Annotated in this window: 24 protein-coding genes; 15 read left to right on the top strand and 9 right to left on the bottom strand. The window is 61.8% G+C overall.

The window, feature by feature from the left end; genetic code table 11:
- Positions 1-32: 32 nt before the first annotated feature.
- Positions 33-599: a DNA-3-methyladenine glycosylase gene (locus tag ACSQ8R_RS00740; RefSeq protein WP_436251629.1), complete on the top strand. Its 567-nt coding sequence runs from the start codon at positions 33-35 to the stop codon at positions 597-599.
- Between the two features lie 24 nt (positions 600-623).
- On the opposite strand, the gene ACSQ8R_RS00745 is transcribed toward ACSQ8R_RS00740, so the two are convergent.
- From ACSQ8R_RS00745 to bcsN, 3 genes are read right to left on the bottom strand one after another with little or no spacing between them, the layout of a single operon-like run.
- Positions 624-3,104: a cellulose biosynthesis cyclic di-GMP-binding regulatory protein BcsB gene (locus tag ACSQ8R_RS00745; RefSeq protein WP_436251630.1), complete on the bottom strand. Its 2,481-nt coding sequence runs from the start codon at positions 3,102-3,104 to the stop codon at positions 624-626.
- Between the two features lie 6 nt (positions 3,105-3,110).
- Complete coding sequence (gene bcsA / locus ACSQ8R_RS00750; RefSeq protein WP_436251631.1) at positions 3,111-5,285, bottom strand: UDP-forming cellulose synthase catalytic subunit; 2,175 nt, start codon at positions 5,283-5,285, stop codon at positions 3,111-3,113.
- Between the two features lie 55 nt (positions 5,286-5,340).
- Positions 5,341-6,399, bottom strand: coding sequence for a cellulose biosynthesis protein BcsN (gene bcsN, locus ACSQ8R_RS00755; protein WP_436251632.1), 1,059 nt, complete (start codon positions 6,397-6,399; stop codon positions 5,341-5,343).
- A 331-nt stretch (positions 6,400-6,730) separates the two neighbouring features.
- On the opposite strand from bcsN, the gene ACSQ8R_RS00760 reads away from it, so the two are divergent.
- The 14 genes from ACSQ8R_RS00760 to visR all read left to right on the top strand — a co-directional run bounded on the left by ACSQ8R_RS00760 (position 6,731) and on the right by visR (position 21,372).
- Positions 6,731-8,926 (top strand): cellulose synthase, encoded by a 2,196-nt coding sequence (locus tag ACSQ8R_RS00760; RefSeq protein WP_436251633.1) that lies wholly within the window; start codon positions 6,731-6,733, stop codon positions 8,924-8,926.
- A gap of 389 nt (positions 8,927-9,315) precedes the next feature.
- A complete protein-coding gene (locus ACSQ8R_RS00765; RefSeq protein ID WP_436251634.1) occupies positions 9,316-10,923 on the top strand; it encodes a globin-coupled sensor protein in 1,608 nt (535 codons plus the stop codon).
- Positions 10,923-11,216, top strand: a complete 294-nt coding sequence (locus tag ACSQ8R_RS00770) for an STAS domain-containing protein (RefSeq protein ID WP_436251635.1) — start codon at positions 10,923-10,925, stop codon at positions 11,214-11,216. Before ACSQ8R_RS00765 ends, ACSQ8R_RS00770 begins: the two co-directional genes overlap by 1 nt.
- 2 nt (positions 11,217-11,218) lie before the next feature.
- The gene (cheY1, locus tag ACSQ8R_RS00775) at positions 11,219-11,584 is read left to right on the top strand and encodes a chemotaxis response regulator CheY1 (protein ID WP_037087114.1); all 366 of its coding nucleotides are present in this window, start codon (positions 11,219-11,221) and stop codon (positions 11,582-11,584) included.
- A 16-nt stretch (positions 11,585-11,600) separates the two neighbouring features.
- Positions 11,601-13,877, top strand: a complete 2,277-nt coding sequence (locus tag ACSQ8R_RS00780) for a chemotaxis protein CheA (protein WP_436251636.1) — start codon at positions 11,601-11,603, stop codon at positions 13,875-13,877.
- Between the two features lie 6 nt (positions 13,878-13,883).
- Positions 13,884-14,351 carry a chemotaxis protein CheW gene (locus ACSQ8R_RS00785; protein ID WP_210010618.1) on the top strand — a complete coding sequence of 156 codons (468 nt, stop codon included), beginning with the start codon at positions 13,884-13,886 and terminating at the stop codon, positions 14,349-14,351.
- Complete coding sequence (cheR, locus tag ACSQ8R_RS00790) at positions 14,348-15,256, top strand: protein-glutamate O-methyltransferase CheR (protein WP_436251637.1); 909 nt, start codon at positions 14,348-14,350, stop codon at positions 15,254-15,256. The genes ACSQ8R_RS00785 and cheR overlap by 4 nt, the downstream gene beginning before the upstream one ends.
- On the top strand, positions 15,253-16,293 hold the full coding sequence (gene cheB / locus ACSQ8R_RS00795; protein WP_436251638.1) for a protein-glutamate O-methylesterase CheB: 1,041 nt from the start codon (positions 15,253-15,255) through the stop codon (positions 16,291-16,293). The genes cheR and cheB overlap by 4 nt, the downstream gene beginning before the upstream one ends.
- Complete coding sequence (locus ACSQ8R_RS00800; RefSeq protein WP_037087108.1) at positions 16,294-16,683, top strand: response regulator; 390 nt, start codon at positions 16,294-16,296, stop codon at positions 16,681-16,683.
- Complete coding sequence (cheD, locus tag ACSQ8R_RS00805) at positions 16,680-17,237, top strand: chemoreceptor glutamine deamidase CheD (protein ID WP_046603224.1); 558 nt, start codon at positions 16,680-16,682, stop codon at positions 17,235-17,237. The genes ACSQ8R_RS00800 and cheD overlap by 4 nt, the downstream gene beginning before the upstream one ends.
- A 29-nt stretch (positions 17,238-17,266) precedes the next feature.
- Positions 17,267-17,656, top strand: coding sequence for a chemotaxis protein CheT (cheT, locus tag ACSQ8R_RS00810; protein WP_046628163.1), 390 nt, complete (start codon positions 17,267-17,269; stop codon positions 17,654-17,656).
- Between the two features lie 157 nt (positions 17,657-17,813).
- A complete protein-coding gene (gene fliF, locus ACSQ8R_RS00815) occupies positions 17,814-19,484 on the top strand; it encodes a flagellar basal-body MS-ring/collar protein FliF (RefSeq protein WP_436251639.1) in 1,671 nt (556 codons plus the stop codon).
- A gap of 411 nt (positions 19,485-19,895) precedes the next feature.
- Entirely contained in the window at positions 19,896-20,612 is a 717-nt protein-coding gene (gene visN, locus ACSQ8R_RS00820; protein ID WP_436255340.1) for a transcriptional regulator VisN, read from the top strand.
- 13 nt (positions 20,613-20,625) lie between these two features.
- A complete protein-coding gene (gene visR, locus ACSQ8R_RS00825; protein WP_436251640.1) occupies positions 20,626-21,372 on the top strand; it encodes a transcriptional regulator VisR in 747 nt (248 codons plus the stop codon).
- Positions 21,373-21,421: 49 nt separating this feature from the next.
- Here the strand turns inward: visR and ACSQ8R_RS00830 are convergent, their stop codons facing one another.
- The 6 genes from ACSQ8R_RS00830 to motA all read right to left on the bottom strand — a co-directional run bounded on the left by ACSQ8R_RS00830 (position 21,422) and on the right by motA (position 26,725).
- The gene (locus tag ACSQ8R_RS00830) at positions 21,422-21,856 is read right to left on the bottom strand and encodes a hypothetical protein (RefSeq protein ID WP_436251641.1); all 435 of its coding nucleotides are present in this window, start codon (positions 21,854-21,856) and stop codon (positions 21,422-21,424) included.
- 5 nt (positions 21,857-21,861) lie between these two features.
- Positions 21,862-22,941: a flagellar biosynthesis protein FlhB gene (flhB, locus tag ACSQ8R_RS00835; protein WP_436251642.1), complete on the bottom strand. Its 1,080-nt coding sequence runs from the start codon at positions 22,939-22,941 to the stop codon at positions 21,862-21,864.
- 209 nt (positions 22,942-23,150) lie between these two features.
- Positions 23,151-24,203 carry a flagellar motor switch protein FliG gene (gene fliG, locus ACSQ8R_RS00840; protein ID WP_436251643.1) on the bottom strand — a complete coding sequence of 351 codons (1,053 nt, stop codon included), beginning with the start codon at positions 24,201-24,203 and terminating at the stop codon, positions 23,151-23,153.
- 28 nt (positions 24,204-24,231) lie between these two features.
- Positions 24,232-24,828: a flagellar motor switch protein FliN gene (gene fliN, locus ACSQ8R_RS00845; RefSeq protein ID WP_436251644.1), complete on the bottom strand. Its 597-nt coding sequence runs from the start codon at positions 24,826-24,828 to the stop codon at positions 24,232-24,234.
- A gap of 74 nt (positions 24,829-24,902) precedes the next feature.
- Positions 24,903-25,856 carry a FliM/FliN family flagellar motor switch protein gene (locus ACSQ8R_RS00850; protein WP_436255341.1) on the bottom strand — a complete coding sequence of 318 codons (954 nt, stop codon included), beginning with the start codon at positions 25,854-25,856 and terminating at the stop codon, positions 24,903-24,905.
- On the bottom strand, positions 25,856-26,725 hold the full coding sequence (motA, locus tag ACSQ8R_RS00855) for a flagellar motor stator protein MotA (protein WP_436251645.1): 870 nt from the start codon (positions 26,723-26,725) through the stop codon (positions 25,856-25,858). The genes ACSQ8R_RS00850 and motA overlap by 1 nt, the downstream gene beginning before the upstream one ends.
- Between the last annotated feature and the right edge of the window lie 110 nt (positions 26,726-26,835).

The raw sequence follows: 26,835 nt of genomic DNA on the forward strand, positions 1-26,835 counted from the left end.
GCAGCCGACAGGCAGCGACGCGGACGTTTCTTATGGACCAGCAGTTTTTTGACAGAGGCTCCGTGGAGGTGGCACGTGACCTGATCGGCGTCGCGCTCGATGTCTCCGGCGCGGGCGGCGTAATCGTCGAGACCGAAGCCTATGAGCCGGACGAACCGGCCTCCCACAGTTTTCGCGGGGTGACGCAGAGGAATGCGGTCATGTTCGGCCCGCCCGGGCATGCCTATGTCTACCGTTCCTACGGCATTCACTGGTGCCTGAATTTTGTCTGCCGGCCCGGCAGCGCCGTCCTGATCAGGGCGTTGCAGCCGGTCAGAGGCCTTGAGGACATGGAAAAAAGGCGCGGGCTGTCCGATCCGCTGCTCCTCTGTTCCGGCCCGGGCCGCCTTTGCCAGGCACTTGGCATCACCATCGAGCACAACGGTCTGCCGCTGTTTGCGCCGCCATTCGAACTGACCCTTCCGGAGACCTCGCCGTTGATCCTCACCGGGCGGCGGATCGGCATCTCGCAGGCCGTCGATCTGCCCTGGCGTTTCGGTCTTTCCGGCTCGCTGCACATCAGCAGGAAATTCACCGGCAAGGGCGGTCTCGCGCCGTAAGTCCCGGCGCCTTGAGCCTAAGGATTATTTGTTGCGGCCGAGCAGTGACAGCAGCCCTCCGGTCGCAAGCCCGAGCAGGACACCGCCGGCGGCCAGCAGCAGCGCGTAGGACATGATATTGTCCGACAGCCAGTTGGCCGCGATCAGCCGCGCATTACCCGGCGAAAAAGGCTGTGTCGGCATGAACCGGAACCAGCTCACCGGCACGTCGTGCAGTTCCTTGCCGTCGCCTTCGTAGACCATGATGCGGCCTTTCAGCCGGTCCCATTCCTCCCGCGCCGAAAACGCCTGCATGCCTTCTGCGAGCGAGGCGGAATCGGGGGAAATGATCGCGGTCCAGGTGCCGAGCTCCGTCGGGTCGCTTTCCTGGGCGATGATCAGTTTCGCTGTCTGCGGAGGCTTGTAGAGTTCGTCGGTCGCTGGCGCAAAACGCAGCATCGCCATGCTGAGGTCGAAATTGTCTTTCGCCCAGTCGCCGAGCGCCCTGAACTGCTGTGAAAAGAAGTTGTTGCCGGCGCGCTGCTGCCAGTCCTGCAGGGTCAGGGAGGGTCTGGCCGAGGTGTTCGACGACACACCCGCCGGGTTCCAGCTATTGCGGCTCTCCTGGTCGATCTTCAGCTGCGTGAGGATGTTGGCCGGGAATTCCGATATGGAGCCGATAAAGAGCGCGTTCGTTCCGGCGACACGCGCCGCCGATATGGTGACGTCGACCGGCACCACGTGGTGGGAGGCGATCGACATCTTTCCGAGGAAGGTCGCCGCCGCAGACAGGGTTTGTTCGTCGATCCGGCCGAGGAACATTGAAACGGGCTCGGCGCCTATCCGGTAGGGGAAGCCGGTCCCGGCCGTGGCGGCGAGATTGGGCACCTGGGCGATGCGGGCAAAATCGGGCATCTGGAACTGCGAGCTGCCGAAGAGCGCAAACCTTGGCTTGCTGTCGGCGGTACTGCCCGGGGCGCAGGCGATATCCTGGCGCGTCAGGAGCGCTGCTTCCACGGTGATTGTGTTCACGCCCGGCTTGAAATGCTGCAGCGTCAGCTTGATCGGCAGATGACGCAGGATCGCGCCGCCTGAGGAGGTGATCGGTACGGTCGAGGCTATATCGCCGTTGACGAAGATGTCGATATGACTGCCGGGTTGAACGTCGGCCGTATAGGCGGCATCGAGCAGGATGCGCGCTTCCCCGTAGGCATTGGCATAAAAGTCTGCCGGCACGCCGATCGTGAAGCGGGTGCGGAACAAGCGGCCGGCGAATTCCTGGCTGTCGATGCCGAGCTGCGCGAAATCGATCGCCGCATTCGAAAACAGGAACGGCGTATCGCGCCCGTGCCAGGCCTGAGTAGACAGCGTCTCACGCCTTTGCGTGGCCGAACCGTCGGTGGCAGCGACGAAGCTTTCGATGAGCCCTTCCAGAGCCGGCCAACTCGGGCCGGACAGAACGAGGGCCGAGGCGCCGTCGGAGCCAGGGTAGTCGAGAAAACTCGCCACGGCGGCATTGGCGGCGGCGGCCGGAAGAGCCGGCAGCAATGGCCGCAGTTCGTCGCGGGTGCCGACGAAGATCGCAAGCTCGCCGGGCTTCGGCAACCGGCTGGGCGTCTTCTCGAACGTGAAGGACTGGTTGGGCATGCCACCCATCAGCGCCAACCCCTGGGTCAGCCGCATCAGCATATCGGTTGCGCCGAGCTGGTCGAGAGCCGGCACGATCAGCCGGAAGCGGGTATTCCCCTCTTCATCGACGCCGACGGCGCGGATGTCGTCGAGCCGCGAAAGCCGGTTCGTTCCGCTCGCGCCGAACGTCAGGAACGTCCGCTGTGGGTCGATATCCGTCCACAGCTCGAAGGTCGACTCGATCGTGCAGTCGGTACGGTGCCGCTGGTCGGCGCGAAAGCGGACGAAATTGATGCCGGCTTTGAGAACGCCCGCCGGAATATCGAGGACGCGGTCGCTGATCTGATCGGGCGAGGTGATCGGATTGGCGTAGACCGGCACGTCGTTGATGGTGACCGCCAGCTCGGAGACCTCCGGCGCGACGACGATGGAATTCTGGTAGCCGAGGTTGAGCTTTGCCGGTGCCGCCGCCTGTTCGGGCGTCAGGTAAATCGACCACGAGCGCTGATCGGCTTCGCCGTTCAGCCGCAGGCTCTTCTCAGGCACCAGAAAATGCCGCCCGGCAAGCTCTGCGGGAAGGCCGGCGGGCTGCCGTGGCGATGTTGCTGCCTGCCCGGCAGGCGCGGGCGTCGCCGAAGAGGGTGCCGTTGCCCTTGGCGGGGCAGGGCTCGGGGTGGTCTGGCCAGAAGCGCGCGGTGGCGAAAGCGGGATCTGCGTCTGCACCGGGCCGGGAGCAGGCGATGCCGGCCGGGGTGGGGGCGGCTGCTGGCCCGGAGGGGCCAGGGACGGCATGTTCTGGGGCCGCTCCGGCCCCATGTTGAACGGCGCGGGTGTTTGGGCCGGCGCGATGCCTGCGGAGAAGAGAAGAACTGCGATTGCGAGAGCCTTTTTCATCATGCCCTCCTATTTCTGTCCGCCTGCGGCGTTATCGCGCCCGGTGTTGCGGACGAGATAGGAAAGTCCGCGGGCCGTCTGGTAGATCGCGAGGCCGAGAAACCACAAGGTACCGGCAACGAGGCCGGGATTGCGCCGGCGGGAGACCTGGAACTGTGTCCATTGAGCCGAGTTCGCAAAGATCAGGTCGGCGATCAGCCGGTGGTCGGTGGCCCGCTCGGGCATATAGCGGCAACCGATCGTGGAGACGTCGCCGATCGTCTCCACGTTGCGGACCTCGATCGGCAAATCGCTGACAGGCATGTCGCTATAGGGCTGGAATCGAAGGATGCATCTCTTCCCGACCGCGATATCCTTGAAGCCTTCCGTATAGATCTGCACGCCGGCGCCATGCACGGAGACGTCCTCGATCGTGGCGGTGAACCAGCGGTCGCCCGCGCCGAATTCACAACGGCGGCTGACCTTGACGCGCCGCGAAGCCTGCCGTTCGCCCCGTTCAGACACAACCCCGAGGGCGCAGCCGGCAAGGATGATGTTGAGCAGGTTCCAGCCGCCGACCACCAAGGTCACGTCGGCCTTATAGGGCTCGGCGTACACCCGGTAGACGCTGATCGCGAATGCGACGAGCAGCACGAAGAAGATCACGAAGAATGGCCGGCTGATTTCCGAAAGCCGGCTGACGGAAACGGATTCGTCTTTGGCGGTCACCTTGAAGGTCGGTTTGCGCGGATTGAGCATCACCGAGACGACGGCGGGCAGAAGGTGAACCGTCTGCACATATTCGTAGAGTTCGGAAATCCAGGGCCAGCGGAACGCCCCGTAGAGATAGTTCTGCATCATCAGGTTCACCACCATGTAGGCGAGCGAATAGACCATGAACTCGCCGCCGGACGAGGTGAAGATTTCCAAATCGAAGAACAGGTAGAAGAGCGGCGCGAACAGAAAGATCGTGCGCGGGAAGGGAAACAGCCAGAACAGCGTCGACGACATGTAGCAGAATCGCTGCGGCAGCGAGAGGCCGCGTTTGAGCGGCGGAAAGCGGAAGCGCAGGATCTGCATCATGCCCTGCGCCCAGCGGCTGCGTTGCCCGATGAAGCTTGCGAACGTGGCAGGCTGCAGGCCGGCGATCAGCGGCCGGTCGAGATAGAGGCTGTGCCAGCCGCGGGCATGCAGATCGAGTGCGGTCTCGCAGTCCTCGGTGATGCTGACGCCCGAGAAGCCGTTCGACACCTCGAGCGCCTTGCGGTTCAGAACCGCTGCCGATCCGCAGAAGAAGGCCGCGTCCCATTTGTCGAGCCCGCGCTGGATGATGCCGTAGAACATTTCGTTCTCGCTCGGCATCTTCTCGAAGGTTCGCAGGTTACGCTCCACCGGGTCCGGGTTCAGGAAGAAATGCGGCGTCTGGACGAGAAACAGTTTCGGATCCTCGTCGAAATAGCCGACCGTCTCGAGCAGGAAATCCCGGGCCGGCGCATGGTCCGCGTCGAAGACGGCGATCAGTGATCCGGTCGAATGCTTGAGCCCGTTGTTGAGGTTGCCGGCCTTGGCATGCTCGTTGCGCTCGCGGGTAAGGTAGCGCACGTCGAGGTCCTGGCAGAGTTGCTGCAGTAGCTTGTGGCGCGACTCGGCGGCGCGGGCGTCGGCGACATTGGCGGATTTGCGCTTCTGAAGCGTGCCGCCGTCGTCGAGCAGCCAGACCGTCAGCTTTTCCGGCGGATAGTCCATGTTGCGGGCGGCGGCGAGCGTATTGGCAAGCAGCACCTCGTCCTCGTTGTAGCTCGGTACGAAGACATCGACGGTTGGCAGCTCCCGATCGCGTCGTCCATAGGGCGGGCGCGACGGCAGGGGCATGGAAACCACGAACAGGCTGAGCGCCAGCATCAGCACGCTGTACATCTCAGCGAGGTAGACCAGCAGGCCGGGAATGAAGTTTTCGAGCTGGTTGACCGGCGGCAGCGTGCTTGTCGTGCGCCAGTAGACGTAGCGCATCACCATGGCAGTGCCGAAGGCGAGCGCCACGAGACGCCATTTCCCGCCCGCCTTGAGCAGCCGGATGATGCCCATCACGCCGACGACGAGGATGCTGGCGATGAGCTGGGTGCGCGTGTTGATCGGCAGCGTCACGAGCGCGATGATCAATGCGCTCGCGAGCGCCCAGATGACCGCAGAAAGGAATGTCCGCATCCTGGGCTATCTCCAGCAGCCGGAAGATCCGGGCATCGATCGAGAATTGTTCGGCTTATCGGCACGCATTGGCGGCCCCGCTGGTCACATTCGTGCAGGAGGGCGAAGGGACATTCGCCCGCCCTGCCTGCGCAAGGCCCGACGGCGAGGGAACGAGCGGTGCGCGGGAGACGGTCGGCTCCGCCGCGACCGGTGACGCATTCGTTGCGGTCGGCGTCATGACCGGTCTCGGCACCGAAACCGCGGGCACCGCTGCCGAGGACACGCTTGCCGCCGCCGCAGCGGCAGCCGGTGGCGCCGATTGGGCGATGGGGGCAGGCGCCGAGCGGGTGTAGACTGTACCGGCTCGCTGCGGCAATACCGGGACGATCCGCTCGGCTGAAGTGGGCCGCGGATAGATCGGCGCCCCGACTCCGCCGAGGCTCGGGGAGACCGGCTGCGGTTCCCCATAGGGGTTCCAGCCACCGTCGTCCACCGCACCGGTGATCGTGTAATTGTACATGAAGGCCAGCAGCTTCTGTTCCGTGGCGTTCGCCTCGCAGATTCTTGCGCGGATCTGGATCGAGCCGTGGTTCGCGAGCGGCGAGATGGTGCCGGAAGGGCTACGGACCTGCTGCCAGCCATACATGCAGAGGTCGTTGCCGGCGCCGTGCCCGAAGGCGTAGCCGAACGGGCCGTAATTGTTCTGGACGAAGAAGGACGAACGCACCATCCGCACGCCGGGCAGCGCCTGCCGTATCTCCGAGGCGATCCCGGCTTCGGTGACCGGTGTGGAGGTAAGCTTGTTGTCGCTGAGCCTGAAGGGGCTGGCGGTGCCGAAGAACTGGGCTTTCAGCACGTTCTGCCCCGGCGTAAGGGCCGAAGTATAGAGAAAGATGTCCTGATCGACGGCGTTGTCGTAGCGCCGTTCGATGACGCTGACGATCCCGGGGCCGGCCGGCGGTGGCAGGACCATGGCCTGTTCGGCCGGCAGGTTCTTGGCAAACGTACCCGTCTGGACGGGTTGGCCGGCGCAGCCGGCAGCCAGAAGCGGCAGTCCGCAAACCAGAACCGCTGCACCCAGATGGCCGAGGCCGCTCATTTTCTGTTTTCGAACCAGATGCTTTTCCGCCATGCTGAGCATTACCGATGGTCGCGGACATTCATTGCCCGTCGGAAGTCCCCGGTAATCGGCTTCGTTGCGGAGTGAGCTGCAACGGAATCGCTTGCCGGGTTCGACTCGTCCATTTGATTAGGTAAATCTAAATTGTTCGTTAACCATATCGGTTCATTCCTTGGAAACAGAAGGCGCGACGAGCCGAAGCCCGCAGCATGAGGCGTAGACGGGGAGTAAGGACGATAGCGGAGTGAGTATGCGGTTCTCGCTGATCTCATTGACGGTTTTGGGCATTGGCGCCGTGGGGTTGTATGGTTTGAGCCGTCAGCCGACGGTGGACCTTGGCCTGATGACGAGCTCCGTCAATGCGCTTCCGTCGTCGCCCAAGGGATCGCGTCCCCCGGCGCCGCCAACCGAAAAGGCCGAGCGCGTCGTCGCCCAGCTCCTCTATCCGAACCAGAATACGACCCCGCCTGCCAAAACCGGCTCTTCCCCGTTGGTGATCGCCCAGGCGCCGGAAGCAGCCCAGCCCGCCCCTCCTGCAAACCCGCAACAGCCCAATTCAGCCGCCGCCGTGCCGCCGGGCCAGCAGCCGGCGGTCGATGAAAGCGCGTTGCGCTATTTCGCGGCGAGGGGAGATACCGCCCGCCTGCAGGCTGAGATTTCCCGCCTCAGGACGCTTTATCCGAACTGGATCCCGCCGGCCGATCCGTTGGCGGTCCAGATCAATACCGACCGCCAGCTCGAAAATATGTGGTCTCTCTATGCCCAATCCCGTTATGCGGATGTCCGCAAGGCGATCGCCGACCGCCAGGCGACGGAACCCGGCTGGCAGCCGCCGGCGGATCTTCTCGACCGTCTGAAGCTGGCCGAGGCGCGCGCCGGTCTCGTTGCGTCTTCCGACGCTGATAACCACGACGCAGTGATTCGGATGGCGGCAGACAATCCGGGCCTGCTCACGTGCAGCGAGGTCGATATCCTGTGGCGGGTGGCGGAAGCCTTCGCCAGGACCGACAGGCAGGGCCGCGCCCGCGACGCCTATACCTATATCCTCGACAACTGCGGCGATTCCTCGGAGCGTTTCGCCACCGCGCAGAAGGCGAGCGAGCTGTTGCCGCCCGATATGCTGGAGGACCTGCTTGCCAGGGAGCGGACGCCGGCGGGCGGCCCACCGGAATTCGAGCCGCTTCGCGACGACATCGCGCGACGGCTGGTGGCCAGCGGCAATACCGATGCAAAGATCGTGGTGCCGGAGAAATACCTGACCCGGCTGGAGCGGCTCGCTGAAGCGAACGGCCTGCCCTCCGATGCGCTGCTGCTCGGCTGGTATCATTACCGCCGCGACAATCTCGGCGGTGCCGAGCGCTGGTTCCGCCGCGCCTTCAACAAGGAGGAGACCGCGTCGGCCGCCGAAGGGCTGGCACTGACGCTGGTCGCGCAGAAATCGCCGGTGGAAGCGGAAGCCGTGCTCTATCGCTGGCGTGACACCTCCGACGGTTCGAAAGAGGCCTATCTCGCTGCCGTCGCCAATCTGCTGGCGCTTGAGCCTCCGCCTGTCCTGCAGGACGACGTGCTCCGCCGCATGGCGCCGGTGGTGATAACCGCCCGCAACGCGGATGCCGCCCAGCAGTTCGGCTGGTATGCACGCGCCATGCAGCAGCCGCAAACGGCAGCCGAATGGTTTCAGGCGGCGCTCTCCTGGAAGCGCGATGACGAACCTTCGGCCTATGGTCTGGCGCTGACGTTCGACGACCTCGGCGACAAGGCGGGCGTCACCCAGATCCAGAGAGCCTGGAACGGCCGGTCGGAGCGTATAACAAGGCTCGGCGAACCGGTGACCGAGCGGGGCGCGCCGCGCCGGCAGCCCGCGATCGCGTCGAGACCGAATGTCGATGGCGCGAGGACGAACGCCCTTGCTGCCGAACCGCCCGCGCAAGAGGCCTATCCGACCGCCCGGACCGAAGCACCGGTGACGCGGATCGCGCCGCAGCCCACCCAAAGGGCCGGAAGATTACCTGCGCAGGCAACAACCGCCCGCCCCGGGCAATGCTCAACCACGCTCGATCCTCGCCGAATCCCGCCGGAAGCGGCGCTGGCGAGGGGCTGGTGCCTGATGGATCTCAACCGCCCCTTGGAAGCTGCACAATCCTTTGATGCGGCTTATGCAAGTAGCTCGGCTGCTGCTCGTTCCGATGCTGCCTACGGCAAGAGCCTCGCCTATCTCCGCGCCGGCTTGACCGACAAGGCATCCGTCGCCGCGGCCGACTCCGCCCAGACCAACCAGCGTGCGGTGGAGTTGCAGGCCGCGATCCTCTCGGACCGCGCGGTCAACGCCTTCAAGGCCGGACGCTATCGGGAGACGTTGCTGGCGCTCGACCAGCGGGCGCAGATCGCGCCCGAACAATCCGATCTCATGTCGCTGCGCGGCTATGCGCATCTCAACCTCGGCCGGCTTGCCGATGCCACGCGCATTTTCCAGGCGCTCGCCGATATGGGCGACAAGGCCGGCTTGCGCGGGCTGGCCGACGTTCAGGCGATGAACTGAGAAAAAACCGCCGCCCCGCGTAAAGCCGAAGCAATGCGCCCATAGCGGGTAATATGTGCCCGGTTGAAGCAAAACAGGCATCCTTGCACCTTCCATTAACCTTCAGGCAAGGAATTAACCATACATATTAGAGACCACGGCGAAATGGGATGACTGCGGTCCCCCACCAGGCATGAAGCCGCAAAGCCGTACCGGTCCAATCCGGTATCCTCTCATGAAAATCCAGGAAAGCCCGTGGTGACCGCGTTGCCCATGCCCGACGGATATTGATCCGGTCTGGCGAGCATACCCCGTTCATCCCAGGCGCTGGCAGACAGCAGCTTGCATGCCGCCAATCCTCCGGGGAGGTTTGGCTCGATTATTTTGGGGACGGGGTTTTGGTGCAGGAAATGCCATCGGATCAGGCGCGACGTGGCCAGGCAGGCAGCCTGGGCGAGAGACTGGCATTTGCCGGTCTCGACGGCGAACTGCGCGATCTGCTGCGCCGCTGTCGCCCGCAGCTCGACCGGCACCTGAAGACCGGCCTGCGCGATCTCTTCCACCGCTTTCAATCCTTTCCGGAAGCCGCCCGCAATTTCGAGAGCGAGCAGCAGATCGAACGGCTGCACGACCTGCAGGCCTCCCATTGGGGCGTGCTGACCGATGCCCGCTTCGACGCGCTCTATGCCGAGCGGGTGAAGGTCCTTTCCGACGCCGAGAGCCGCATGGGTCTCGATCCGCGCTGGCATGTCGCCGGTCACGCCGTAATGCTCGAACATCTGATCGCCGGCGCGATCGTCGACCTCGCTCCGAAATCGCTGTTGCCGGGCGGCCGCAAGCGTGAGCAGGAACTGCTCGACCTGGTCGGCGCGATTACCCGCCTGGTGATGGTCGATGTCGAGATTGCCGTCTCGCTCCGCTTCAACGAACAGCGCCAGAAGCATCAGCGCGCCCTTGCCGAGCAGCGCGAAGCCGATCATGCGCAGGCGATCGAGACCTTCACGGACGTCATCGCGGCCCTTGCCGATCGCGATCTGACGGCCTCTCTGCCGGCCGATGTGCCGGATGTCTATCGCGAGCTTGCCGACCTTCTCAACCAGGCAGTCGCCGGCATGCGCTCCTCGGTCGAGACCGCCGATGGACACGGCCAGAAGGCCGGCGCGCTCACCCAATCGCTCGCCGAAGGTGCCCGCTCGTTCGCCTCTGCTTCCGAAGAACAGTCGGCCCGGCTCAGGGAGGCGGCCCGCGTACTGCTCGACGTCACCGCCAGGGTCAAGGGAAGTGCCGCCGAGACGGCGGCTGCCGAAAAAGCAGCTGCCGAGACGCGCCGTTCGGTCGAGGCAAGCGGCGAGGTCGTCGGCCGGGCGATCAATGCCATGGCAGATATCGAATCCTCGGCCGAAAAGATCGGCGAGATCATCGGCGTCATCGACGACATCGCCTTCCAGACCAATCTGCTGGCTCTCAACGCCGGCATCGAGGCGGCCCGCGCCGGGGAGACGGGCCGCGGCTTTGCAGTCGTCGCCCAGGAAGTGCGCGCGCTTGCCCAGCGCTCCGCCGATGCGGCCCGCGAGATCAAGACGCTCGTCAATGGCACCAAATCTCAGGTGGATGCGGGTGTCGAGATGGTTCACCGCACCCAGGACGCGATCGGCGGCATCGTCCGCCAGGTCTCCGACATCAATGACGCGATCGCCGGCATTGCCCGCGACGCCGGCGAGCAGGCCGTCGGCCTCGACCGGCTGAGCGCGGAAATCGGGTCGGTCAGCGAACACGTCGCCTCGAATGCAAGCCTTGCGTCCCGCGCGGGCGAGGGCGCCGACGAACTCCACACCGTCATCCTGGAACTCGGCCGCACGGTCCGTGAGTTCCGGATCGAACGGCAGAGCCGCTATTCGGATGCGCGCCGCCCGGCAGCGCCCAGACCTCAGCCGGCCCTCGTCTCGATCGCGCCCGTGACGGCCGGCCGGGAGGATGACGGCGAATACCTCTTTCAGAAACGACAAGGAATAAGCTGATGGCAGCAAAGAAGGCTGGACCTGGAAGTTTGAAGCTGGCCGCGGTGCTGGACCTCAACGAGGCCTCGAGCCTGCATGGCAAGCTGGTCTCCATGCGCGGCAGCGATCTCAAGATCGATGCGTCGGCTGTCGAGCGGGTCGGTGTCCAGTGCGCCCAGGTTCTGGTCGCCGGCGTCAAGGCTTGGGAAGACGACAAGAAGTCCTTTCTCGTCGAGAAGGCTTCGGATGCATTTCAGAAGACGATGCAACTCATCGGCATCAATCACGAAAATTTGGTTGCTAAGGAGATCTAGCAATGAAGAAGAAAGTACTGACTGTGGATGACTCACGGACAATCCGGAACATGCTTCTGGTGACCCTGAATAACGCAGGTTTTGAAACAATTCAGGCGGAAGACGGCGTTGAAGGCCTCGAAGTCCTCGAGGGCTGCAATCCGGACGTCATCGTCACGGATATCAACATGCCGCGCCTCGACGGCTTCGGTTTCATCGAAGGCGTTCGCCGCAACGAAAAATTTCGCGCCGTCCCGATCCTCGTCCTGACGACGGAAAGCGATGCCGAAAAGAAGAACCGAGCCCGGCAGGCCGGCGCGACGGGCTGGATCGTCAAGCCTTTCGATCCTGCCAAACTGATTGATGCGATCGAGCGTGTAACCGCCTGAGCCAGGAATTCCCCCGATGGATATGAACGAAATCAAAGAGATCTTCTTTCAGGAATGCGAAGAGCAGCTCGCTGAACTGGAGTCGGGTCTTCTCAAGCTGAACGACGGGGATCGCGACCCCGAGACGGTGAACGCCGTTTTCCGTGCCGTTCATTCCATCAAGGGGGGCGCTGGCGCCTTCGGTCTGGACGACCTGGTCTCCTTCGCCCACGTCTTCGAGACGACGCTCGATTGCGTGCGTTCCAACAAGCTGGAGCCGACGCAGGACGTCCTGAAGGTGATGCTGAAATCGGCCGACGTGCTCGCCGACCTCGTCAGCGCATCGCGCGACGGCAGCAGCATCGAAGAGTCGAGAAGCCGCGGCCTCGTCAAGGAGCTCGAAGCGCTTGCCCATGGCGAGATGCCGTCGTCCTCCGCCCATGAAGCTCCAAAGCCGGCTCCCAAGGCCGCCCCAGCTCCGGCTCCCGTGGCGAAGGCCGAGACCCCCAAGCCGACCGACGACAGCGGCTTCCAGCCGATCCCCTTCTCGTTCGACGGTTTTGGCGAGGAAGAGGAAGGCTCGGCCTATGAGGTAATCTTCAAGCCTCGCCGCGAACTCTACTCCAAGGGCAACGAGGCAGCGCTGCTGCTGCGTGATCTGTCCCGCCTCGGCGAGATGAGCATCAATTGCGACACGGACGCCCTGCCGGCCCTCGACAAGATGGACCCGGAAGCTTCCTATTTCAGCTGGAAGATCTCGATCCGCACCACCAAGAGCGAAGACGATATCCGCGCCGTCTTCGAATTCGCGGAATGGGATTGCGACCTCGAAGTGAAGCTTGCCGAAGAGACATCTCCCGGCGAAGAGCTGCCGATGGTCCCGGTTCCGTTCGATCTTTCGATCCTCGACGACAGCTCGGCTTCTGACGAGGAAGAAAAGGCCGCCCAATCCTCCGCGGCCGAGACCGTTGCTGCCGCCGTATCCGCGGCTGAAACCGCAACGAGCGTCACCAAGGCTGCGTCCCGCGCTTCGGAAAAGAAGGAATCCGCCGCCGCCGCCGCTGCGGCAGCCGCCCAGAACAATGCCGCAGCGGCTGCAGCAGCAGCAGGTCAGACGATCCGCGTCGATCTCGATCGCGTCGACCGTCTCATCAACCTCGTGGGCGAGCTCGTCATCAACCAGGCGATGCTTTCCCAGAGCGTCATCGAAAACGATGCGACCGGCACGTCCGCCGTCAACATGGGCCTCGAAGAGCTTCAGCAGCTCACCCGCGAGATCCAGGATTCGGTCATGGCGATCCGCGCGCAGCCGGTGAAGCCGGTCTTCCAGCGCATGTCGCGTATCGTTCGCGAAGTGGCCGACATGGTCGGCAAGTCGATCCGCCTCGTCACCGAGGGTGAAAACACCGAAGTCGACAAGACGGTCATCGACAAGATCGCCGAGCCGCTGACCCACATGATCCGCAATGCCGTCGACCACGGCATCGAATCGCCCGAAAAGCGCGAAGCCGCCGGCAAGGACCCGGAAGGCACGATCAAGCTGACCGCAAAGCACCGTTCGGGCCGCATCCTGATCGAGCTTGCCGACGACGGCGCCGGCATCAACCGCGAGCGCGTCCGCCAGAAGGCGATCGACAACGACATCATCGCCGCCGACGCCAACCTGTCGGATGATGAAATCGACAACCTGATCTTCATGGCGGGCTTCTCCACCGCCGACAAGATCTCCGACATTTCCGGCCGCGGCGTTGGCATGGACGTGGTCAAGCGGTCGATCCAGGCGCTTGGCGGCCGTATCTCGATCTCCTCGCGGCCAGGCTACGGCTCGACCTTCACCATGAGCCTTCCGCTGACGCTTGCCGTTCTCGACGGCATGGTGGTCACGGTCGCCGGCCAGACGCTGGTGGTGCCGCTCACCGCGATCGTCGAAACGCTGCAGCCCGAGGCCTCCGCCATCCATTCCTTCGGCGCCAATCAGCGGCTGATCTCGATCCGCAACTCGTTCTGCCCGCTGGTCGATGTCGGCCGGGTCCTCAACTACCGCTCCACCCAGGCCAATCCGGTCGAAGGTGTCGCGCTGCTGGTGGAATCGGAAGGCGGCGGCCAGCGTGCCCTGATGGTCGATGCCATCCAGGGCCAGCGCCAGGTCGTCATCAAGTCGCTCGAGGCGAACTACACACACGTCCCGGGCATCGCCGCAGCCACCATTCTCGGTGATGGCCGCGTCGCGCTCATCCTCGACGTCGATGCGGTCGTCGCAGCGTCGCGAGGGCAGTCCATGAAACCTGAAATGTCGTTAGCCGCCACGGGTTGAGTTGATATGTCGTATGCCGTGAAGAATCTGGTCCAGGGAAGCAAGGAGCTGATCGCTTTTCGCATCAGCGATCAGGAATTTTGCGTGAACATCATGTCCGTCCGCGAAATTCGCGGATGGACACAGGCAACACCGCTGCCGCATGCGCCCGCCTACGTCATGGGCGTCATCAATCTTCGTGGCGCGGTTCTGCCGATCATCGACCTTTCGGCCCGGCTTGGCATGAAGGATGCCGAGCCGACGGCGCGCCATGTGATCATCGTGGCGCAGATGAAGACCAAAGTTGTTGGTCTCCTCGTCGAAGCCGTTTCCGATATCCTTACGATTACCGACGAGAATATCCAGCCAGTACCGGAAGTCTCCTCCGATCTGGAGAGACTATACGCCCGGGGGATTCTCGCCATCGATAAGCGGATGATCTGCATGATCGAGTTGGACGCCCTCTTCCCCGACAAGGAAAGCGAAGTTGCATGAAGCCCTTGGGCGCCATCGAAAGCCGACAGTCACCGGATGAAGTCCTCGCAAGCGGAGAATACCCGCTGACGCGTCGCGACCTCACCGACATTTCGGCGATGATCTACTCGGACGCCGGGATCTATCTCAACGATTCCAAGGCCTCTCTCGTCTATTCCCGTCTTTCGAAGCATATCCGGGCTTTGGGGCTGCGCGGCTTCAAGGACTATTGCGTCCTGGTGGCCTCGCCCGAAGGTGCCGCCGCCCGCCGCGAGATGCTCTCGCATCTGACGACCAACTTCACCCGTTTCTTCCGCGAGAACCATCATTTCGAGCACCTGCGCGACGAAGTTTTGCCGGGGTTGATCAACCGCGCCAAGAGCGGCGGTCGTGTTCGCATCTGGTCGGCCGCCTGTTCGGACGGACAGGAACCGTATTCGATTGCGCTGACCGTCCTGTCGCTGCTTCCCAACGCTGCCGATCTCGACTTCCGCATCCTGGCGACCGATATCGACCCGAAGATCCTGGCTGCGGCCCGCGCCGGCATCTACGATGAGAATGCGCTGGAAACCATGGCGCCCGCCATGCGCAAGCAGTGGTTCCGTGAGGTCGATGCCGGCGGACGCCGCAGGTTCCAGATCGATGAACGCGTCAAGAAGCTGATCACCTTCAACGAGCTGAACCTGATGGCGCAATGGCCCTTCAAGGGCAATTTCGACGTCATCTTCTGCCGCAACGTCGTCATCTATTTCGATGAGCCGACCCAGATGAAGATCTGGTCCCGTTTCGCTTCACTTCTGCCCGAAGGTGGACATCTTTATATCGGCCATTCCGAACGCGTCTCCGGCGATGCGAAAAACCTGTTCGATAACATAGGCATCACGACCTATCGTTATACAAGCAAGAATGCAGGGAGGAAGGCATGAGCGCTCCGGCACGGGTCCTGGTCGTCGATGATTCCCCGACCATGCGCGGCCTCATTACGGCCATCCTGAACTCCGATCCGGAAGTCAACGTCGTTGGCCAGGCTGGCGATGCGCTGGAAGCGCGGGTCGCGATCAAGCAGCTCAATCCCGATGTCGTTACCCTCGATATCGAAATGCCCAATATGAACGGGCTGGAATTCCTCGAAAAGATCATGCGCTTGCGCCCGATGCCGGTCATCATGGTTTCGGCCATGACCCATCAGGGTGCCAATGCGACGCTGGCTGCTCTCGAGATCGGCGCCTTCGATTGCGTCGGCAAGCCGGCTCCCGGCGACGTTCGCCCCTTCATGGATCTCGCTGAAAAGGTGAAGGCAGCAGCCCGGTCGGGGCCACGCCGGAACGGACCGGCGCCGGTCATCGCCGCCTCTCCCGCCGCAGAATACCGCGTCGGCAGGAAGGTTGTAGCCATAGGGTCGTCAACCGGAGGCGTTGAAGCCCTCATCGCAGTGCTGCAAAAGTTCCCGCAAAACTGCCCGCCGACCGTAATTACTCAACATATGCCTTCCACGTTTACCAAAAGTTTTGCTGAACGCCTTAATCGTATCTGCGCCCCTGTGGTGCAGGAAGCGACCGACGGCGCGCGGCTGGAGATCGGCAAGATCTACCTCGCGCCCGGTGGCGAACGGCACTTGCAGGTGGTCAATCCGTCGGCGCCATGTTGCCGGCTGATCGAAAAGGAGCCGGTAAACGGTCACAGGCCCTCTGTGGACGTCCTTTTCGACTCGGTCGCCGATCTGGCGGGTCGCAATGCGGTCGGGGTCATCCTGACGGGCATGGGCCGCGACGGAGCTGCAGGTTTGCTCAGAATGCGTAGTGCGGGCGCACGCACGATCGGGCAAAACGAAAAGACGTGTGTGGTCTACGGCATGCCGCGGGTCGCCCATGAAATAGGAGCCGTCGAGCAGCAATTGCCGCTAGGCTCCATTGGAGAAGAAGTGTTGAAATTAACTGCCGCCCGAAAAGAAGGTACCGAATAAATGTCTATCGCTGAAAAAATCAAAGTTCTGATCGTTGACGATCAGGTCACCAGCCGCCTGCTGCTCAGCGACGCCCTGACACAGCTCGGATTCAAACAGATCACTGCGGCCGGCGACGGCGAGCAGGGCATGAAGATCATGGCGGAACAGCCCCACCATCTCGTCATCTCGGATTTCAACATGCCGAAGATGGATGGTATCGGGTTCCTGCAGGCCGTCCGCGCCAATCCGAACACCAAGAAGGCCGCATTCATCATCCTGACTGCTCAGGGCGACCGCGCCCTCGTTCAGAAGGCGGCCCAGCTCGGCGCCAACAACGTCCTCGCCAAGCCGTTTACGATCGAAAAGATGAAGGCCGCTATCGAAGCGGTGTTTGGAGCGCTGAAATGAATGACGCCGCTGCAGTCAGGCGTGTCCATATCATCCAGGGGGAGTTTAAGGTCCTGAACGACCCGAATGCTGTTCTCTCGACGATTCTGGGCTCATGCGTGGCTGCTTGTCTTCGCGATCCTGTCGCCGGTATCGGCGGCATGAACCACTTCCTGCTTCCGGGCTCCGGCGGTTCCATGACCTCGGGCGGCGATGCAACGCGTTATGGCGTGCATCTGATGGAACTGCTGATCAACGGACTTTTGAAGCAGGGTGCCCGGCGAGACCGGTTGGAGGCGAAGATTTTCGGCGGCGCCAAGACGATTGCCAGCTTTTCGAATGTCGGCGAACAGAATGCCGCATTCGCGATGCAATTTCTGAAGGACGAAGGCATTCCGGTGGTCGGTTCCTCAACGGGCGGGGAACACGGGCGCAAGCTGGAGTTCTGGCCCGTGAGTGGCCGGGCTCGTCAGTATCCGCTGACCGGCGCCGAAACTCAACGGACGGTGGCTATGGAGGAGCGTCCGGTACGCACGCCGCCGAAGCCGGTCGAGAGCTCAATCGAGTTCTTTTAAAGAAGTCATTTCTCGGGGCGAAAGAAGCCATGAACGACATCGTCAAGACGCCAATCGCTCCCTTTGAGGAATCTCTTCCAGAAGTCCTGATGCGTCTGGTTTCGGAGCTTCATGACGTCGCCTACCTGATCGAACGGGTCGAGCCGCAGCTTCTGGAACTCGGCGGCGAAACCATCCTGCAGTCGCCGGACAGCCTGAAAGTCCTGCAGGGTATCGACCTTGCCGTTCAGAAGACCCGCGGCCTTGCGGAATTCATCGACACGATCACCGGCGGCATTCCGAACGAATGGATGGTCGATGTCTCGACCGCCCTCAATCTCGTCAAGCTTGCCGACATGCAGAAGGCGCTCGCCAATGGCATGCGCCACGGCCATTCCCAGCCTTTGAGCAAGGCAGCCGGCGATTTCGACTTTTTCTGATCGCATGCGTCGGCCATGACGGCCCGGCGCCCGCCAGTCTCACGATCCCATCCACAATCGCCAAAACCTTGTGCCAGCGAAACGCTCGCACAAGCTTCGCTTCCTAAGGTGCGATTGAGCATAGGCTCGAATACCTAGTTGGCGATGTGGGAACAGAATGAATCTGTTGGCTCAATTTTCACAAGTCTTTAAAAATCTGGCCGGTTTAGGCCAGACGCGACTTATTGCGTTAGGCGCCGTCGGTGTCATTTCAATTGCGATCGTTATTGCTGCGGCCCTCTTCGTTAACAAGCCGGCTTACGAGACGCTCTATGTCGGCCTCGATACGGCCGACCTCAACCAGGTAAGCATCGCGCTGGCCGAAGCCAACATGTCCTTCCAGATCGGTACGGACGGTTCGAGCCTTCAGGTTCCTGCCGGCTCGACAAGCAAGGCGCGGCTTCTGCTGGCCGAGCGGGGCCTGCCGAACAGTACCAATGCCGGTTATGAACTCTTCGACAACGTTGGTTCGCTCGGCCTGACCTCCTTCATGCAGGAAGTCACCCGCGTTCGCGCCCTTGAAGGTGAGATCGGCCGGTCGATCCAGCAGATCAACGGCGTCAATGCCGCCCGCGTTCATATCGTCATGCCGGATGTCGGCAACTTCCGCAGGGGTGAGCAAAAACCGACGGCATCGGTGATGATCCGGGCCAGTTCGACGACGGGGCGCAAGGCTGCCTCGTCCATTCGCCACCTTGTCGCCTCCGCAGTCCCCGGCCTCGACGTCGATGACGTGACCATTCTCGACTCCGCCGGCCAGTTGCTCGCATCCGGCGACGAATACGGCGGCAGCGAGATGAACAAGTCGCTGAGCATCGTCCAGAACGTCCAGCAGGAAATCGAGAATAATATCGACAAGGCGCTGGCGCCTTTCCTCGGCATGGACAATTTCCGTTCCAGCGTCACGGCCGCTCTGAATACGGACAGCCAGCAGATCAACGAGACGGTGTTCGATCCGAACTCCCGCGTCGAACGCTCGGTCCGTACCACCAAGGAAGCGTCGAAATCGCAGCAGACCCAGGACGACAACGCCACCACCGTCGAGCAGAACGTGCCGCAGGCCGCTCCGCCTCCGGGTGGCGCGAATGGTCCGAAATCGTCTGATCAGTCCGACAAGAAGGAAGAGCAGACCAACTACGAAATCAACCAGAAGACCGTCGCCACGACCCGCAACAGCTACCAGATCGAGAAGGTTTCGGTTGCAGTCGTCGTCAACAAGGGTCGGATCGCCAAAATGGTCGGCGAGCCGGCCGATCAGGCCAAGGTCGATGCCTATCTGGCCGAGATGCAGAAGATCGTGGCATCCGCGGCCGGGATCAATGCAAACCGCGGCGACATAGTCACGTTGACGGCGATGGACTTCCTGGAGAACCAGCTGCTCAGCGAAGCCTCCAGCGGCCCGGGCCTGATGGACATGCTGAGCCGGAATGTCGCAGGCATCATCAACTCGCTCGCCTTCGTCCTGGTTGCCTTCCTTGTGGTCTGGCTCGGCCTCCGCCCGCTCATCCGCACCGTCAGCGGTACCAGCGTCGCCGGCGAAGCAGCGGACGGTGCAGGTCTCGAACTTCCGGACTTCTCGCCGACGACCGGCAGCCCGGCACTCATGGATGGTTTCGGCTCCGACTTCGGTTTCGACAGCTCGAACGACATGCTGGGCGGTGGCGACGACGAGGGCTTCAACCGCCGCGTCAAGGAAGGCCCCGAAAAGCGCCTGGCCCGGATGGTCGAAATCTCCGAAGAGCGCGCCGCCAAGATTCTCCGCAAGTGGGCACTCGAAAAGGCAGCCTGACAGGGTATCACGAAAATATGATCGCTATGGGCCGGACCTTGTCCGGCCCATTTCTTTTCAGCCCCGCCGCACACTTGACTAATTTATCTATATGGCGAATCAGCACGAATATGGCGCAACTGGGGAAATCCGGTGTCGAGGCGATGGTAATTCGTAACGCGTCTCCTACAATGGCCTTGATTCGTACAACCACTTCCAGAGGTCCCAAAGAGGTGGAACTGCTGAAACTCCCGGTGTCTACGACGAGGGAAAGCGGCTACCGCCATTGTTCTTGATGTATTTGCTTGATCCGGGATCGTTTCGGCACTGGAGGGGTTGTATGGGAATCGCAACATGCCGCGATGCGGGCATTCATGAGGAATGCGCCACGTGGCGGGGAGCAGGTACCGAATGGAGTTGTCGGGGGTAGAAATGATGGCGGAGGGGCGCTCCTATGCGGAGTCTGCCGGCTCCAGAGGACTCTCGCGTGAGCAGTTGGTTCGCCGTCTTTCGGTTTTGGCGGGCTCCAACAACATTCAGGCGGTCATGCGCCTGCTCGCAGACTACGTCGGCGCTTCTCATTTTCTGCTGGCCCGCTACGACCTCATCCAGGAACAGGGCCTCGATTTCATCGTTACCTCCAACTGGCCCTTCGATCTCGTACGACGCCTGGGCTCGGAGCTCGCAAGCGGTTACGCGCGTTCCACCGAACTGGAAAAATGCCTCTCGCTGCTCACCCCCAGCTTTGCCTTGCTGCCTGACGACATTGTTCCGCCGGACGACATCAGCCGGCAGTATTGCGCACTGACCTTCTGCGTCGGCAGAACGCGGTTCTCGCTGATGCTGCTGTTCCTGGACGGTATCATCCTGTCGCAGGAACGACTGAGGGAGGTGGGCTTGTTCGCCGCCTACGGCGCCAGTTTTGGAGAGAATGCCGACGCCAGGACTGAACGTGACTTCGAACTTACGGAACGCGAGCTGGAATGTCTCTTCTGGATTGCGGAGGGCAAGACCAGTGACGAGATCGCCGTAATCCTCGGGATCTCCCGCAACACGATCAATAACTACATTACCAGCGTGATGCGCAAGACGGCAACCAAGACGCGCTCCGAGGCGATTGCCTATGCGGTTCGCAACAACTTAGTTTAGGAAAATAATTTCAATGGGTTATTCGCGCAGCGGCACGGCGGACGGACCTGGAAGCATCCAGTATCTGCGCCTCCAGCGCGCTTCGAGCCGGTCGGACATCTTTCCGAAGCTCGTCGCCATGCAGAAGAACCTGAAGGCGCGGAATTTTGCGGTCTTCCGCATTGCCGGCGCCGGTCTGCCCAACAAGCGCAAGCTCGTATGCGAGCTCGAAAACTGGGGAGCCGGCGCGCTGGAGAGCAGCAACCAGCTCGTCGGTGTCTACGGCGAGGCGCTGCTGGACCATATCGAGACGTCCCTCCTGCCGCTGATCTGGAACGGATCGGAGAATACCAGCTTTGCCGATGCGGGCGAGTTTTCGCCCTTGACGCATCGCCTGCCTGCCGGTGTCGTTCCCTTTTCGGGAATCGCCTTTCCCGTGCGTCTCGGCGCCCTCGGCAACGGTTACGTCGCCTTCTTCGGGACATCGATGGAGCTCGTGAGCGATCTCATCATCGACCAGCATGTCAGGAGCTGCCAGGTGGTCATGGACCTGCTGGCGCTTGACGAACGCCGCAGCGTTCCGGCAGAATCGCTGAGCGAACGCGAAATTGCCTGCCTTCAGCTGGCCGGGGACGGTCGCATCAGCGAAGAGATTGCCGAGAAGCTCGGGCTTTCGGTCCACACTGTCAACGCCTATCTGGGCTCGGCGACCATCAAGCTCGATTCGGTCAACCGCATCCAGGCGATCGCCAAGGCGATCAGGCTCGGTTACATCCACTGAGTCGTTCGCGGGACGAAGACCGTCTTTTTCGCCTTGGGGCCGGCCGGGCTCACATCTGTGAGTTGCTGGTCTTCACGAACTTGGCTTCCTGGAGGCTCTTTGCCAGGAAGGCGGTGTTGTCGTGAGGGTCCTCGAAAGGGGCCTGGAATGCGATGTGATCGATCTCGAGGGCTGCCAGCTGGTCGGCCAGCGTCAGGCGCGCATAGACTGAAACGCCGCGCGGCTTGATTTCGAGGTCGAGGACGACTTCCGGCTTGCCGTTCCATTCGAGCCTGTAGTCGCCGCCGGCGCCGAAACTGACGGTTCCTGGATGAAAATAGAGTTCGGCTGCTGAAGACACGAGATCGGCGAGGCTGCTGTGGCACTCTAGACGTAGAAGTGAGATGAGATCGCCGGCATCGAGCAGGCGAAGTTCCGAAGCCACCGGGCTGATTGCTTGTGCAACGATTTCTTCCCGTTCGGTGGAGTAGGTGCATTTCTTCATGACGCTCAGCGTGTCCGTTTTTTGAGCGACCGGGAAGCGTAGACCCGGTGCACGAGTTCTGCCACAGCCTTGTAAAAGACTGGCGGAATGACACTATCCGTCGAGACTTGCGCAAACATGGAGCGCGCCAGGGGCGGATCTTCGAAAACGGGGATGTCGTTTTGCTCGGCGATTTCGCGAATCTTGAGGGCAATCAGGTCCTGGCCCTTGGCGACGACGACCGGTGCGTCGTTTTCCTCGCGCACGTAACGCAGCGCTACCGCAAAGTGAGTCGGGTTGGCGATCACGAGCGTGGCACGCGGCACGTTGTTGATCATCCGCCGGCGGGCGCGGTCGCGCGCTACCGATTTCTGGCGCTGCTTGACGATCGGGTCGCCCTGCGCCTGCTTGTATTCGTCCTTGACCTCCTGCTTGGTCATCTTGAGTTCGTTGTACCAGTGATAGCGCGTCCACAGGACGTCGACCACGGCAAGCATCCCCGCCGAAAAGACGACAACAATCACCATTCGGCGGATGATTGTGTCCAGTTTTACGAGGATGACCTGCGGATCCGAGAACATCGCGTCCAGGGAAGCAAGATATTCGCCGCGCAAGGCGAAATACATGATCACCGCCACGATCAGGATCTTGAAGATCGACTTTCCGAATTCGACGAAACCCGGGACGCTGTAGATCCGTCCGAAACCTTTGGAGGGTGAAACGCGAGAAATCTGCGGGCGCACGCGCTCGAGGACCAGCGACGGCATATTCTGCGCGAACGACGAGCCAAGCCCGAAAATGATGAAGAGCAGCATCACCGGAACGAGGAACGCCGCGATCGCCCAGCCGAGATGGACGCTCAGCGAGACGACGTCGGTGGAGTTTTCGAGCCGCCATTGATCCGGTTGCTCGAAAAGGTCCTTCAGCGTCTCGGCCATCTTTGCGATGTTGGAGGGCAGGAAGAAGACGAGAAAGACATAGAAAGCCAGGATGGAGGCGAAAAGCGGCACCTCTCGGGAGACCGGGACGTTACCCTTGTCTGCCGCCTCCGACATTCGTTTGGCGGTCGGGTTTTCTGTTTTACTGTCTTTATCGTCGTCGGACACGGCTTTGAACCAATCGGTCTTCCGGTTGCGAGGACGTGGCTCAAACGAATCGGCCGCCGCCGCCAGCGATGTTATCGCATCGCGTGCTAGGCGCTAATCGAGTCGATAAAAAGACTGTGGGTGGTCGAAAATAGCGGCGAAAGCCGGCCTGAAACGAAAACGGAGCGAGATGTCTCCCGCTCCGCTTCCTCGTGGCCTCGATCGGCAGGTCAGGCGGCTTCGGCCGGCTTGTCGCCTTCCTTCTTTTCTTCCTTGAGCATGATCTGGCCCGAATTGGCGAGCCGGATCGCCTCCTGGGCGATCGCGCGGCGGGCGATCGCCACTTCGCGCGGATTGAGGTTCATGTTCTGGACCGCGAGATCGCTTTCGATCATGCGGCGCTGGCGCGGGCTGATCGCCGCGAGAACACATTCCTTGATCTCGTTGGTCGCACCACGCAGCGCCATCGTGAGAATGTCCCCGGCGACGTCGTTGAGCAGCATGACGCGGCTGCGCTGCGGCATGTAGAGCAGGTCTTCGAAGAGGAAGATCTTCGGGCGGACCTTGTTGACGGACTCCTTGCTGATCGTCTCGAGCGAGTTGAGTAGGGTATCGACCTGGCTCTTGTCGAGCTCGTTCATCAGTTCGGCGACCTTGTTCGAGCCGTTCGAGTTGCGTTCTGCCTCGATTGCCGCGATCAGTTCCATCACCCGGTTCTCGATGATCTGGGCCGCCTTGGGGCTGACTTCCTTCATGTTGACGGCGCGGTTCATGATATCGGCACGGCGGCTGTCGGGAAGCTGGAGCAGCACCTTGGCGCCAAACATCGACGGCATCTGCGAAAGAATGTAGGCGACCGTCTGGGGATGTTCGCGCGACAGGAACTTGCCGACGAATGCCGGATCGGCGTCCTGAAGGCGGTCCCAGATATTGGCCTGATAGTCGTCGAACGCGGCTCGGCGGCCGAGCAGCCCGTCGACTTCCTCCGGCGTCAGGCCCGCTTCGAGAATGCCCTCGATCGCCGCGGCATTGTCCATGAGGCCGGTGCCCTCGGTGAACAGATCCTCAAACTCGTTGACGAGTTCGAGGAGTTCGTCCGGGGGGATGGCGCGCAGGCTCTGGGCACAGGCGATGATATTCTGCAGTTCGGCCTGGGTGAAATACTTGAGAAGCTTGCCAGCGACGCCCTTGCCCATGGCCAAGAGCACTGCCGCGGCCTTTTCGGCCTTGGACAACGGTTTCGTAGAGAGGGCGCTGCCACCGAAATCCTCAAAGTCCATCATGGTCTTCCTTCTCTGTCCCAAACAGGGATCAGGTTCTTCTCGTGCTCAGTACTTCCGTCAGTCGCACACCGAAACGCGTGTCGTCGTTTTCCAGCACGGTGATTTCACCCTTGCCGATGCGGCGTCCATTGACCACGATTTCAACCGGCTCACCGATCTTCTTGTCGAGTGCGATCGTCGCACCCTCCTCGAGGGTCATCAGGCCAGACACCTGCATGCGGCTCGTACCGAGCACGATCTCGACGTCGATCGGGATATCCATGATCAGGTCGAGATTGGCGTTGAGTGCGCTGCCCGGCTCCTGATAGGCAGCGCTGCTGGCTGTCGAGCCGCCGAAATCGTTGCCGCCGAAGCTTTTTGCGCCGCCGAGACCCGAGGCACTGCCGCCGAAGCCGCTGCCGAATGTATCAGTCTGTGCTTCGAAGCCGCCGCCGAAGGACGGGGCGTCGGCCGAAAAATCGGAGGTTGCGGACGAGCCGAAATCGGCATCGAAATCAGGCGCGCCGCCATCGGCATCCGTCTTCAAGACGCCGCGCAAATCGTCGATGGCCTGATCCAGATCGGCATCATTGCCGAGCGGCATCAGCGAGTCGTCATCGGTGAGAGGTGTCTTCTTCGTAGCCATGCGGTGATTATTCCTGTTGAAACTTGCGTCAGCCTGCCTTGGCGAAAAATGCCGGCGACAGGCTGGCCGCGGATCTAGCCTATCAGGTGTTGGAGAATCTCGTCGTCCGTGCTGATGTTATCCTTTACGCGGACTGTATACCGCTCGCCGGACCGCCCGAATTCGCAGGAATACATGTCGCGACCGTTGGCACTGACCTGAACCTGGACATCTCGCTTGTCTTGGAAAGCGATCACGTCGCCGGCCGCGAGCCGCGAGATCGTACCGAGCGTCAGCTTCTGCAGACGGATACGGGCCTCAAGCGTGACATGCGAGCGGCGGACCTGATCGTTCATGCGGTCCGTCCAATCCTGCTTGGCCTTGGAGGCCTGAGCCTTCGCCTTCGGCATGGTGACTTTGGTCTTCAGGAAGGCACGTTGAGGGATGACGAGGGCGAATTCGGAGGTGACCGAACCGAGCTCGAACGCCATGCGGATGGAGACGCCGAATTCCGGGCGCACCAGATCGTCCGGCTTCGGGCGGTCTTCGGCGTTATGGGGCCGCTCAAGGCTTGCTTCGAAGCTCCCCTGGGCGTTGACGCCGGAGCGCAGCACATCGGCGATCCGCTCGAAGACCATCACGGCGAGGTCGAGTTCGATATCCGAAAGGGGACGTTCGATCGGCTGCATGATCGTCTCGAGCGCGGAACCCAGCATCAGTTCCATGAGCGCAATCACGAAACCGTTGCCGCAACCGAGCACGAAGTTCGGCGACCAGTTGCGCAGGGACCCGTCGGAAAGGGCAAAGCCATCGCCGAGGTCGGCGATGAGGTCGGTCATGAGGCCGGACGTACAGCTCACATAGGAGACGCCGATCCGGATGCCCGTTTCGCTGTGAAAGACGTCCGGCAGGAATTCGGTATAGAGTTGCGCGAATTCGCTGCTGATCTTCTCGACGGTCTTCTTGTCGCCGAGACCTCCGGTCAGTTTTGCCAGGAGCGCCAGGTCCATGCCCGGCGCCGGTGATTGGTTTGCTTGGTTCGACGTCATCATGCCGCCTTTTCTCCACCAGGATTCATCATTTCCTGCTCGACCGAGTCGATCGAGGGCCGTTCTTTGTTGGAAATCGTCTTACGTCCGTATTCGAGCGCGACCTGCGGCACGGAGCCGTTCATGTAGGCAAGCAGGGTCTGCTTGACGATGATGTACAGGCGATGCTGCTTGGTACGGACGATCTTGATCTGCGAGGTCAGCGGGTTGCAGACCGAATAGGACAGGAAGATGCCGAGCATGGTGCCGACAAGAGCCGCACCGATGAGACCGCCGAGAACTTCCGGCGATTCGTTGATCTTGCCCATCGCCTTGATAACCCCGAGAACGGCGGCGACGATACCGATGGCCGGGAACGAGTCGCCCATCGCCGTGATCGCGTGGTAGGGCTTCATCTTGTCGGCGAACATCGTGTTGATTTCTTCGTCCATCAGCGCCTCGATCTCGTGAGAGCGGGCATTGCCGATGATGATGAGGCGCACGTAGTCGCAGATGAAGGCCGTCAGTTCCTTGTTCTTCAGGACTGTCGGAGCGGTCTGGAAGATCGGCGAATCGTCCGGATTGTCGATATGCGCTTCGATTTCATTGCGCGACTTGGTTCTGAGGTCGCGCATCAGCGAATAAAGCACGCCGAGAACGTCGAGATAGTTGCGCTCTTTCGGCACGGCGTTCTTGAAGGCCTCTCCGAGAGCTTTGCCGCTATCCTTCACGACCTTCATCGGGTTGGCCATGATGAAGCCACCAAGGCCGGCGCCGCCGATGATCATGAGCTCGTAGGGCTGAATGAGGACATCGATGTGGCCACCCATGGCCATGAAGCCGCCGAGAATACAGCCAACGGTGATGACAAAGCCGATAATAATATTCATCGCGTACCTGTGCCCGATCGTTTTCGTTTGTCTTGGGGATAAGGCGTCTGGCTTGCGTGAGGCTGGCTGTGAAGACGCTGATGAAAGCAGGCCCCGAACAGCTTCGCACA

It is taken from the genome of Neorhizobium sp. LjRoot104 (assembly GCF_964253725.1).
Lineage (GTDB): Bacteria > Pseudomonadota > Alphaproteobacteria > Rhizobiales > Rhizobiaceae > Neorhizobium.